The 12,435-nt window shown below is 42.7% G+C and carries 10 protein-coding genes; all 10 read left to right on the forward strand.

The window, feature by feature from the left end; translation table 11 throughout:
- Nucleotides 1-1,437 (forward strand): InlB B-repeat-containing protein (locus tag U2P91_RS15350; RefSeq protein WP_322519969.1); only part of this gene is annotated, 1,437 nt, incomplete at its 5' end.
- 75 nt (nt 1,438-1,512) lie between these two features.
- Nucleotides 1,513-3,567: a hypothetical protein gene (locus tag U2P91_RS15355; protein ID WP_322519970.1), complete on the forward strand. Its 2,055-nt coding sequence runs from the start codon at nt 1,513-1,515 to the stop codon at nt 3,565-3,567.
- A 137-nt stretch (nt 3,568-3,704) separates the two neighbouring features.
- Nucleotides 3,705-5,831 carry an InlB B-repeat-containing protein gene (locus tag U2P91_RS15360; RefSeq protein WP_322519971.1) on the forward strand — a complete coding sequence of 709 codons (2,127 nt, stop codon included), beginning with the start codon at nt 3,705-3,707 and terminating at the stop codon, nt 5,829-5,831.
- Nucleotides 5,832-5,860: 29 nt separating this feature from the next.
- Nucleotides 5,861-6,838 carry a GBS Bsp-like repeat-containing protein gene (locus tag U2P91_RS15365; protein ID WP_322519972.1) on the forward strand — a complete coding sequence of 326 codons (978 nt, stop codon included), beginning with the start codon at nt 5,861-5,863 and terminating at the stop codon, nt 6,836-6,838.
- Between the two features lie 10 nt (nt 6,839-6,848).
- Entirely contained in the window at nt 6,849-7,229 is a 381-nt protein-coding gene (locus tag U2P91_RS15370; RefSeq protein ID WP_204355437.1) for an ASCH domain-containing protein, read from the forward strand.
- 39 nt (nt 7,230-7,268) lie between these two features.
- Nucleotides 7,269-7,577 (forward strand): hypothetical protein, encoded by a 309-nt coding sequence (locus U2P91_RS15375; RefSeq protein ID WP_111889594.1) that lies wholly within the window; start codon nt 7,269-7,271, stop codon nt 7,575-7,577.
- The gene (locus tag U2P91_RS15380; protein ID WP_322519973.1) at nt 7,564-7,827 is read left to right on the forward strand and encodes a hypothetical protein; all 264 of its coding nucleotides are present in this window, start codon (nt 7,564-7,566) and stop codon (nt 7,825-7,827) included. Before U2P91_RS15375 ends, U2P91_RS15380 begins: the two co-directional genes overlap by 14 nt.
- A 2-nt stretch (nt 7,828-7,829) precedes the next feature.
- The gene (locus U2P91_RS15385) at nt 7,830-9,566 is read left to right on the forward strand and encodes a hypothetical protein (protein WP_111889595.1); all 1,737 of its coding nucleotides are present in this window, start codon (nt 7,830-7,832) and stop codon (nt 9,564-9,566) included.
- 111 nt (nt 9,567-9,677) lie between these two features.
- Nucleotides 9,678-10,427, forward strand: coding sequence for a hypothetical protein (locus tag U2P91_RS15390; protein WP_111889596.1), 750 nt, complete (start codon nt 9,678-9,680; stop codon nt 10,425-10,427).
- Nucleotides 10,420-12,435 (forward strand): VirB4 family type IV secretion system protein, encoded by a 2,016-nt coding sequence (locus U2P91_RS15395; protein WP_242988542.1) that lies wholly within the window; start codon nt 10,420-10,422, stop codon nt 12,433-12,435. Before U2P91_RS15390 ends, U2P91_RS15395 begins: the two co-directional genes overlap by 8 nt.

A 12,435-nucleotide genomic window follows, 5' to 3' on the forward strand; every position in this document is an offset into this window, starting at 1 on the left:
TCCGGTGAAGAAGTCAGTGAGCTGCCAGAAAAATACCCGGTTGATGGGATTACCTATTATGCGAAATGGGAAGCTAAGCCATCGGTAATTAGCTTTGAAGAAAACCAGGGATCAGCAACACCGGATCTAAATGGTGTCACCGATCAGGCGATCACTGATCGAACCATGCCAGTGCTAACTCGTGACGGGTACACACAAAAAGGCTGGTTTAAAGAAGCTGATTTTTCCGGTGAAGAAGTCAGTGAGCTGCCAGAAAAATACCCGGTTGATGGGATTACCTATTATGCGAAATGGGAAGCTAACCCATCGGTGATTAGTTTTGAAGAAAACCAGGGATCAGAAACACCGGATCTAAATGGTGTCACCGATCAGGCGATCACTGATCGAACCATGCCAGTGCTTACTCGTGACGGGTACACACAAAAAGGCTGGTTTAAAAAAGCTGATTTTTCCGGTGAAGAAGTCAGAGAGCTGCCAGAAAAATATCCGGTTGAGGGGATTACCTATTATGCTAAATGGGAAGCTAAGCCATCGGTGATTAGCTTTGAAGAAAACCAGGGATCAGCAACACCGGATCTAAATGGTGTCACCGATCAGAAGATCACTAATCGAACCATGCCGGTGCTTACACGTGACGGATACACACAAAAAGGCTGGTTTAATGAAGCTGATTTTTCCGGTGAAGAAGTCAGTGAGCTGCCAGAAAAATACCCGGTTGATGGGATTACCTATTATGCCAAATGGAGTATTAATCCCACTTCAGAACAAATCATAAATTTATCAGCCCGATCATATCCAACACAAACACATTCTATTACAATAAATGATTTATATGAATTTAAAAACGTTACTTCCAATCAAGGTGTAGTTACTGTCAATAGTGTTAATGGTAATACCATTACTGTTACTTTATCAGGTGGTATATCTGATATAACGGGTTTAGTAGGCGGTTCATATACACCGGCACAAACGAAAACCGAATCAACAACAAAATCATCGACAGGATCAGATACAACACCATCAAGTGTTTCCTATAATTCTGGTGGCTATAGTGGTACTTTGAATAAGTATAAGACAACAAACGTAACTGTACAAACAGGTGGAGAGTATATACCCGCTGATAGTCGCTATCAGACTTTTGAATCACATTTTCCACAGGCGGAAATCGATGCCGGAACAACACACGTAACCGGTGTAATCAGATATACTGAGGGCGGCTATACCGGACTTTTATACTCAAAGTCTATAACCTATTTTCCAACATATGTAAGAGTAATTTACGGTGGTACAGTAACTAAGGCGGGGATCGATACAAGAACGTACCGCACAGATTATACAGCATACTATAGTGGAACAGTGACTAAACCAGCGGTTGATACAAGGGTTTATGGCCCTTATTATAGATATCAACTAAATGTATCGTACATTAAAGATTAACTGAATTATTCCCTATATTCAATTTGGGATAATTCATAAATAAAGAATTTATTTATGAGTACAATAGGAGGATTTATGAAAAATGTAAAACGTAACAGATTAATAATGGCAGTGGGCGTATTAATTTTTATTGCATTGACAACAACTGCTTTTAAAACAAATGACTATACAGAACAATTAGGAGTTGAATATCGAGGTCATGTTCAAAATAAAGGGGACTTTCCAAAACCACAAGGAAGCTACATCCCGGGACCAGAAGCATTAGGAACACGTGGAGAAGGATTGCGGATAGAAGGTCTTTGGATTAATTTAACTGGCGATGTTCCCAAAAATGCGGGAATTACTTATCAAGTCCACGTACAAAATGAAGGATGGATGACACCAGTTAAAACTAATGAGTTTGCTGGAACGGAAGGACTTGGTCAAAGGATCGAATCAATTAAAATTGATCTCGTTAATTTACCGGATTTTGATGTTTATTATCGGGGACATGTTCAAGATAAAGGAAATATACCAGTTGTAAATGCCAATCAATGGGGATGGGTTAAAAATGGAGATGAACTTGGAACAACCGGTTCATCCCTCAGATTAGAAGAAATTCAAATAAAAATTGTTAAGAAAAATGATGACGGTGTAGTATTTGATCAACCGGGAGTCTATGATCATAAAACAGGACATGAAAAAATTCAAGGCGATGCGATTGTTAAATCAAAAGATGTTATTTTGAAAAATGTCAGTATAGATGGCGATTTGATAATTGATAAAGCCGTTGGCGAAGGGGATGTTACACTTGATAATGTTACAGTTTCAGGCGAAACGCATATACGTGGTGGTGGCCACGATAGTATTCATCTAAACGGTGGTAGTTATAATAAATTCACGATTGAAAAAACAGCAAACAATATTGGTATTGAAGCTAATGCTGTTAATGATCTGGAAATACTTATCTCTAAAGATTCCAACGATAATACCTTTACGTTTGAAGGTGCATTTAAACTTATTACGGTCGAAGCAGCAAAAGCCACAGTAAACATTAAAGATAATACAACTGTAGAGAGTATCCTAGTTAATAAAAACGCTCGTGATTGTAAAATGTATTTAAGTCATAATGCTGAAATCAATCAAGCAGTTTTAAATGCCAATGCTGTTATTGCAGGTGAGGGAAACATTATCAATGCTGAAATTAAAGCGGATGATATCATCCTTGTTAAAGAGCCTCAAAATATGAGTGTAGATCCGAATATTAAAGAACCGCAAATTGATCCTGACTATGGTTCTTCTGCACAGGAAACAAAAGAAACAATAATAAAATTAACCAGCTCTGCTGAAGCTAGTATAGTTTTTACTATATATGACTTAGTGAATGGGAGAGATCAAGTTACTATTCCGTCTTTAACAATAAATGATTTTGAATTAAAGAAGGATAATATCGCTAACAAAGACACAGTTAATGATCTTGTGCTTGAAAAAGTGGATGCTAATACGTATATGATAAGATACTCAGAGTGGATAAACAGTTTTGAACCAGGGCGGTATAACTTAAGCTTTAACAAAGAAGGGTATGCTAAAAAATCCGTTGATTTTGAAATTGCGAGATTTGACTTTAAGTACGTACTTAAATCAATGTTAAATCAAATTATGTATGTGCCAGTATCAAAAGATGGATCAGATATATCAATAAATGATAGATGGACCACTCAAGAAGCAAAGACAGCCATGGAAGAAGCAGAACAAACAGCAAAAAAAGTTTTAGCAGACGGAAATGTGAGTGAAGATGCTGTTATGGAAACAACAACAGCTACTCAAACAGCGATAAATAACTATAATAATGCAAAGCAAAAAGGTTTAAAAGGGCTATCCGATAAAGAAAAAGTCGCTAATGATGTTTTATTTCTTCAAATGAATCACTATTTTATTCCAATAGAATATAAAACAAGCATGGAAACGAGAATATCTTATTTACAGCAACGGATTGATCAATTAATACAAGAAAACATAAATGGTATCGATACTTATAATGGTTCAAATGTATTAGTTGGATTTGATGAAAACTTTGGATATTTCATAAAAGTAACTTATGGAAGTTACACAAGTGAATTAAAAAACATTACCGTAAAGGAAGAATACTAAAAAGTGCAAAAGACTAAGAAGGTTATCAATATCCAATATTTTAGATAATGCTTCACGAATCAAGAAATTGAATTCAAGAAGAAGTGATCGAGATAAAGTTAATACTTGATCACTTCTTTTTTAGGAAGGAGACATTAATGATTAAAAAGCGAACAATCCTTATAGCATTAGTGCTTTTATTGGCTCTGTCGATTATTTCTCCCAGCGTCCAAGCTGAAGGTGCCAAGGCTTTTATCGGTACTTCTGGAACATCAGAGGATAATATCACAATTACAATCACCTCCAATAAAGATGTTGATCAGATTCTGATCAACTCCGGAACGGGTGAGTTTCTGCTAACCCCACATACTGAATACAGTGATGAGCAGCTAAAAGGAGATAACCAGGTAATGGATATGAATGGGGATCTTCAGGTAAATAGTGAAGACTATGATATCTTAAAGGCCCATGTCGATGGTGGCTGTAAAGACTACACCGCCAGAGAGCGCTGTCCCCATTGTGGAGCAGCTGATGTGAATGATGATGGGGTCATCGATCATAAAGATCTGGTAATGCTGCAAAGTCATCTGGATGGAAACTGTCAGCTGGCGGACTGTTACTTCCACGGTACCCGGATCAATCGTAAAAATGATCCGGATGATCCGACTCGGTATATTTGGTCATTTTCCTACACCCCGACGATCCGGGGAACGGATTACATGACTTTTAAACCACAGTCAATGACATCAACCGGATTACGCACCGGGGAAGAAAAAGAATTATTGGTCAAGGCCGAAGAATTTAAAAATCCGGAGATCATTCGTGCCGGCACATTGCCCAATCAGAATAAATACCTGATTAATACAGCGGTTAAGGTCTATGCGGTTACACCCCTCGAAACCGATCAGGTGGTTTTTAAAACCAACAGTGCCACCTTTGTGGTAAACACTCCGGAATCCATTGATTATGTCAAAGCTGAAAAAACCTGGAGTAAAACCTATAACCCGGGGACTGCCGGTAATGAGAATATTAAAATTACCGGTCAGGGACAACAGTCAGGAGGTACCTATCTGGATAGTGCGGTGCCGGTCGATTTTACCGAGCAGATCGTCGATCCCCAGGTATTGAGTACCTCCAACAGTGTGAAAACCCACTCCTACTCCTGGACAACCTCCAGCACCGATGCTGAAGGGAAGGTGACAATAACCACCCATACCTATTACTGGTATACCATCACCGTCACTGCCACAGCCAACGCCGATACGGAGTATGTAGTATTTAATACCCCGGGGGGAGCGGTGACCGACAACAGTTATTCCGTATCTGGCAGCAACCGGATATTTTCGACTTCCTGGGACAGCACCAACAGCGGAGAGAGTGCATCAGCTTCGGCCTTTTGCTATATCAGTGAAAAACCGGTGATTAAAAACAAATATCAGGTTACCTTCGATCCGCAAAACGGAAGCCAGATAGCGCCGGTTACTGCCGAATACGATGCCTTGATTACCAGGCCAGCCGATCCGGTACGTTACGGATATTCGTTTTCCGGTTGGTTCAAGGAAGCCCGTTGCATCAATGCCTTTGATTTTAGTAAAGACAAGATCCGGGGAACAACCACTCTTTTTGCCAAGTGGACGATCAATGATTATCAGATCAGCTTTGACTCCCAGGGAGGCAGTGCATGCGCTTCGGTGATGACGAAATATGAGTCAACCATCAACCCACCAACTCAGCCGGCCCGAAGCAATTACACGTTTGGAGGATGGTTTCGGGATACGAGTTTTACCAATCCCTGGAATTTTACAACCGACAAGGTTCAGGGTGATACAACACTCAAAGCCAAATGGATCCCGGTGGTTTATAAAGTCACCTTTAACACCAAAGGCGGAAATGAGATCCCGGCTATCGGGGTGAATTATGAAAGTACCTTGCCGGCAATTACCCCACCGGTTTTGACTGGATACTCATTTTCAGGGTGGTTTAAAGACAGCGGGTGTACCCAGGAATGGAAAGTGGCCAGTGACCGGATTACCGGGCCGGTGACGCTTTACGCCAAATGGTCAATCAATCAGTATCAGATCAGTTTTGATTCCCTGGGAGGAAGTGCAGTGAATGCGATCAACACCAACTACAAAACCCTGATCACCCCGCCTGATCCGCCAAGTCGTGACGGTTTTGCCTTTGTGGGCTGGTATAAGGATTTTGGCTGTACCAATCCCTGGCGGTTTGATGCTTATCCGGTTTATGAAGATACCAAACTGTATGCCAAATGGAAATCCAATTGATTTCTTTTTCAATCACCAAGGAGGAAAGAATGAAGAGAAGTAAGCGGTGCAGCAGGGTTTTTACCCTGCTTTATTTATTGGGATGGTTTATACTGCCAACCCCGGTTTTTGCCCATGATACCATTTCAGCCAGTCAGATTACGGCGATCCAGAACTCGGAAAAGACCTTTATTATTACGGTTGGCCATCTGAATGCTGCCAACGGCATTGCCGGTCTGACCTGTAAGGTCTGGAGTGCAGCCGGGAGCCAGGATGATGTGAAGACAGAAGCAATGACACAAAATGCTGATGGCAGTTATTCCTATGTGGTTGACATGGAACGGGATCATAGTATTGAAAATGTGAACAAGGTTAAGCATTATGATAAAGGTATGTATTACATCGAAATTTATGGAGTGGATAACGGCGGAGTCACCGGGCTGGTGGATTCGACTTATCTTGTGATCCGATCCGATGCCAATGAATGGAAGCGCCACAGCTATGATGGCTCAAACTTTCATGAAGATACCTATCGGGCGATCCTGACAGTAACGCCAGAGATTAAAAACGGAACCCAGGAAGCCAATAGCGGGGCCAGTTTTAAATCCGGTTATGGTTATGCCCTGAATTTAAACACATCCGTTGCCAGTAACGCCGATGTGGAAGCGGAAAAATGGTTAGCCGGGGCACAGAATGCCAGTACCGTTTTTCCGGAGTTTAATTTCAAAACCGGTGTAACGACAAACGGCACCTTTAATCAGTTTTATCGCTTGTCCGACTGCACTGGGATTACAAATAACAGCAATCTGTCAAATTCAGTGCTGGAATTAAAAACAAATCCGTTCTCGGCCAGCAGTGCCCGGGTGCATTTTACCCCGCTCTGGTTTCCGGACAACACGGAGTACGCGGTTTATTCAGAGGTATTCGATGCCTGGACGCCAGGGGGGATGCTGGGGACAGCGACCACCAACAGCGTTAACATCAACGGAACAGTATATGACGATTGGCAGGTTAATAATAAAAAATAAGGGGGTGCCGGTGAGAAGTCGAGAAAATGTACTCCTGTCCATAAAACCGGAGTATGCAAATGAGATCATGGATGGAAATAAACTCTTTGAATACCGGAAACGGATCTTTAAAAAACCGGTCAATACCATTGTTATGTACGTGACCAAACCGGTGGGACTCTTTATCGGAGAATTTACCATTAAACGGATTATGGTGGATAGCCCGGCGACTATCTGGTTGGAAACAGAAGCCTATGCAGGGATTAAAAAGAATGCCTATGATGCATACTTTAGGGGCCACGCCACAGCCTACGCCATTGAATTACAGGATGTGAGGGCTTATCACACCCCGATTAATCCGTTTATGGTATGGAATCATTTTGTACCACCCCAGTCATTTCGGTATATCTAAAAAGGGGAAAGCAATTAAAAATAATCTAGGAGGGTGAGGATGAAGATAAGTACGGCAAAAAACGGATGCGAGCGGATATGCCCCGGTCAGCCGGTCTTTAAGATCGGGCAGACAGTCAAAACAACGGGAACAGGAATGGAAGGTGATAAATTTGACAAAAACAAAAAGGTGTCAAAACCGGGAATTATCCTGGACTGTTATGATTTCTTTGTTTTAGTGCAGTTGCAGCATTCTAAAAAATGCTTCTTTTATAATCAGCTGGAGGTTATTTCGATAAAAGAATACCAGGATATGAGCATGAAGAAATTAAAAAATCCAATCAGGGTGCTGCACCATGGGGCGCATTAACGAAGAAACCCATCGTTTTATCGCATTGCCTTTTGTGAATGAGACATTAAAAATGGAAGTGTGGGATAAAGACCGGTGGTTGTTCTATATGGATTGTGATAACCAGAGTGTACCCTATGTTGTGATTGAAAAAGAAAAGACTGATGAGCGGGTCATTCAAACGACTCGGGATCTGATGGACGTAGAAGCGCATTTATTTTCGAATGAAAAGAATGCGCTTCTTTTTATGAATAATTTTAAAGGAGAATAAAAATGGCAAATGGACAAAATGCAAGTTTAAGTGTTGGAATGGATCAGATTTTACAGCTGGGTGAGGTAACGGCCCGGATACTCTATGCCATCGTGGAATCAGAAAAAGCAAAAATGCTGAAGCAGGCTGCCGGGGTGGGACAAACAGCTGGAAAGCCAGCTGCGGACGAAAGCAAGGATGAAGCGAGTGCAGTCAAGTCTGAAAATCAGGCCGTTGCTGAAAGTAGCAACCTTATCGATACCGATCTCCTTAACAAGCTGGATAGCGCATTTAAGGAGTTTCTATTGGTCAGCCGGCAAGTGATTAATCAAACCCGGGAACCGGTGATTGATTTAAAAAATATGGAACAGCTCATCGATCCCAATCCCATTACCCGGGAGGAAAAAACGTTGGCCAAAGAGATCAATGCACTGGATCAGGCCGTGGAGCGCACCAGTAAAAGTCTGGAGCAGTTTTCCGAAGCTGCACAGGATAGTCGGATTCCCCGGCGCACGGTGATCCGTTCCCTGGGTGAGAAGATGATCCAGCTTGATGATAGGCGTGTTGCGGTGGCCCAAGGGATCGAAAACTATTTTTCCAACGTGACCAACCGGGCACGAATTGGTTTTGCCACCTGGATGGTCAATCAGTTCGATGGGATCAACAGCCGGTTTGAACAGATCAAAAATGTGGCCAATCAACAGATTGATGAAATCAATCAGGCCGAGAAAAACAACCCGGTTCGGGAAACCCCAAGTGAGACTGTGGCGAATATTCAATCGAATACCCTGTCAAGGGACTCCAATTCGCCAGAAATCGATAAAATCAGGGATTTGTTGCTTACCATGGAAAACACCATGTCGGATCTGATGCGGGCCATTCATGCGGTAAATCAAACGCCCACAGAAACCCGGACGGTCAGCAATGATGCCAATCCCATCATTACCACCGAAGCAGCCAAGACCCAGGAAAACGACGGAGAAATAAAGGCGGATCAGGTGATGGCCAATGCTTCGGTAACAGACCGGATTTATCACGTTGATGAGTATGGACTGATGCTTTTGGATCTTCACGATGGGTTCGATGCCGATCCCCAAAAACTGGCGGATTTCATCCAGTTTTCGACCCGGTTTCAGCAATATACCACCAGAAATCAGCAATTGATCTTTGCACAGAATGCCAACGCCATCCAGGTAGCCAATGTTCATGACTTATTAGAAAACGGCATACAGGTTAAGGAGGGTGAAAATCCGATTCAAATCTTTGTTCCCAATGATGCAAAAGAAGGCCCCCGGTTTGTGATGGGATCGATTTATGACATTGCTCAAACCGATTTGCCGGAAAATGACGATCCGGAGATAAAAACCGGTAAGGACATGGTCGAAAATCAAAGCTTGACGGCGGGGATATTGGAATATTGCCAGGCCACGATTAAACCCAATTATAACGGGGTGGAAGGTCAACTTGAAGCCCAGGGGGTGGCTCTGATGCTGTTGGCCCATAATAACCTCAAAGCACCCGCAGAATTAAACGAAAGACTCAAAAAAACCTATCAGGCGTATCGGGAAACACTTCAAGGCTCCCCAAGTGATCACCAGAAACGACTGGATGCGACCTTTAAATCCATGAATAAAACATTTCAGGATCATGTGGCGGAGTTGGATCAGTATTTAAGTCATCAACCGGTAACACCGGAAGAAAGCAGCCTTAAGCGAGAACTGGAGGAACGTCAGGAAGAAGTCTGGGAGCCGGAAATGTAATCCTGTTTCCCGAGGAAACAAAAAAATAGATGTAATCCTGTTTCCCGAGGAAACAAAAATCGCAAAACGAATCCTGTTTCCCCGGGAAACAAAAATTGAAAGGAAAACAAAATGGATAAAATCATCCCCCTTATTATTTGTTGTGTTGGCGTGATCGCACTGATTGTGATGAACATCTGGAATAAGAAAAACAAGACGGTTCAATTCAAAGGAAAGAAGAAGGAGCCGGAGCATAACAGCGTCCACGATTTTATTAATGTCAAAGACATCAAAGGAAATTTTCTTTATACCAAAGATAATAAAATCTGTGCCTATTACCGGGTGGACGCCATTTCTCTGGATTTACTGTCACAGAACGAGAAACGCTCACTGTGTAAGCAATTGTGTGTGCAGATGGCACCGGAATCATCCTGGCGCTTTCTTTCCGTGGAAAGGCCGGTTGATATTTTTCCTCTGGTGGAAGAATACTCCCGGATCTGGACTCAAACCACCGAGCCGGTGGTCAAGGACATTCTGGGCAAGGAAATGCTGGAGATGCATCACTTTGCCGAATCCGGGGAAATTGTTCAGCGCCAGTTTTATTTCATCGTCTGGGACGATTATGAAGTCGGTATTGAACGGGACTTTCTCAAGCGGATTACCGATATTGAAAGCCGGTTGGCAAGTGGAACAATCACCGGTGAGATCTTAAAGCAGCAGGAAATTGTCAGACTGTGTAATCTGATTAATAACCCGGCCTATTGTCATCTGGAAGATATGGAATATGGCACCCAGATTACAACGATTATGGATTTATATAAAAACAGTCATGAAAGTCAATTCGTGGCAGCAGATCAAATACAGGAGGTCGCATATGCGTAAGCACGAGAAACCCAAAGAAAGTCGGAAAGCACGGATTAAAGCCGAAAAACCGGTGAAGGACAAAGCGCCTAAAAAAGAACGGCGGTCACTTTTTGGGAATAGTGAGGAAAGTCAACCGGAACAGCCCAAGCGGGGATCCAAATTGGGGCGATCAAAAAAAGCAGCAATTACTGAAAATAAATCCCTGATGAATATTATTTCGCCCATCAACATGGAAATCAAGCCCAATGAATTGTGGATTGGCGAATACCTGGCCCGGGTGTATGGCGTGATCCAATATCCGGCGCACCGGGATTATGGGTGGTTGGGGAAACTGTCCAATATCCCCGGAACAGTCTTCTCCATTGAGTTTGATAAAATTGAGAATGCCGATTTTATTAATAATCTTAACAAGTCCGTTAATCAACATCGGGAAAAAGCCCAGGAAGCCAGTGGAAAAGATGCCCTGGCCGAGATGAATGCAATCAAGCGGGAGGAAGACTCGATCAAAATGCTCAAAAACATTGAGTTTGAACAGGAAGTGGTTGGCAGTGTGGGGATATCGGTTATGCCCATGGCCAACGACCGGGAAGTGTTCAATAAGATGTGCCGAAAGGTGCAAAGTACCTTTTTGATGGAAAAAACGAAGATTCGATCCTTTCCTTATCTGCAAAAGGAAGGCTTTCGCAATCTTTTTCCAGCCTGCACCCAGGAAAAGAACGTTCAACAGATCATTAAAACGGTCATGCCTATTTCATCTGTTCTGGGGGGCTTCCCTTTTGCCAGTTGTGGCTATAACGATCAGGAAGGGTTTCTGTATGGCAGGGACTCCACTGGAGGTCGAGTTTGTCTGAATCTCTGGAAGCGTGGTAAAGATCGCACCAACTCCAGTGTGGTGGTGCTGGGTGATGTGGGATCTGGAAAATCAACAGTTATCAAAAACATTGCTCTGATGGAGTACGCCCTGGGAACCCGGATCATTTTTATCGATCCCGAGCGGGAATACCAGGACTTATGCCGAAATCTTGGCGGGGATTGGATCAATGCCGGCGGGGATGGTAAGCACCTGATCAATCCCCTTCAAATTTTACCATTGGAAGAAGATTTATATCTTGAGAAGGACGATGAAACAGGAAAAGATAATGAAAAAGAAAGGGATGTCCGAAAATTTGGTGCCATGGCCCTTCATTTAAAAACGCTGGACGTCTTTTTTTCGCTGTATTTCAAAGATTTGACTGATATTACCCGAGCATTACTGAAGGATGCAGTCATTACCCTTTATAATCGCTTCAATATCTTTTGGGATACGGATGTGACCACCATGAAAAACACTGATTTTCCGACCTTCAGGGATCTGTATGATTTATTGATCGAATTGGAAGAAGCCGAACAGGAACGGGGTATTAGCGAAAAAGCGTATACGGATTATCGGGATCTGGCCATTATCTTTAAAGATCTGGCCATTGGAGGGGATTCCTTCCTGTGGTCGGGTTACACATCACTAAAATCGGATGCCCGGTGTGTGTGTCTGGATACCTTTGATCTAAACAACTCATCCGACACCATCAAATCGACCCAATATTTTAATCTGTTGTCCTGGGCCTGGCAGGAAATGAGTCGGGATCGTCATGAGCGGATCCTTTTGGTTTGTGATGAATCCTATCTGATGATTGATGAACGGGTGCCGCAATCGCTGATATTTCTCAGAAATGCCATGAAGCGCTGCCGAAAATATGAGGCCGGCATTATGATTATTTCTCATGCGGTTGAGGATTTCTTAAACCCCAGTATTAAAATGTATGGCCAGGCACTTCTGGATCAGCCCTGTTACAAGATTATGCTGGGAACCACCGGACAGAACCTTCAGGACTTGAAAAAACTCTATTTTTTAACCGAAGCCGAGCAGGAAGTCTTAACTGCCAAGCTCAGAGGAAAGGGACTCTTTATCATCGGTCGGGATCGGATCAGTATGTCCTTTGATGTGGCCGATTACAAATTTAAGTATTTTGGGGATCGGGGTGGTCGGTAG

Origin of the sequence: Acetobacterium sp. K1/6, from assembly GCF_034438075.1 — a bacterium.
Classification (GTDB): Bacteria; Bacillota; Clostridia; order Eubacteriales; family Eubacteriaceae; genus Acetobacterium; species Acetobacterium carbinolicum.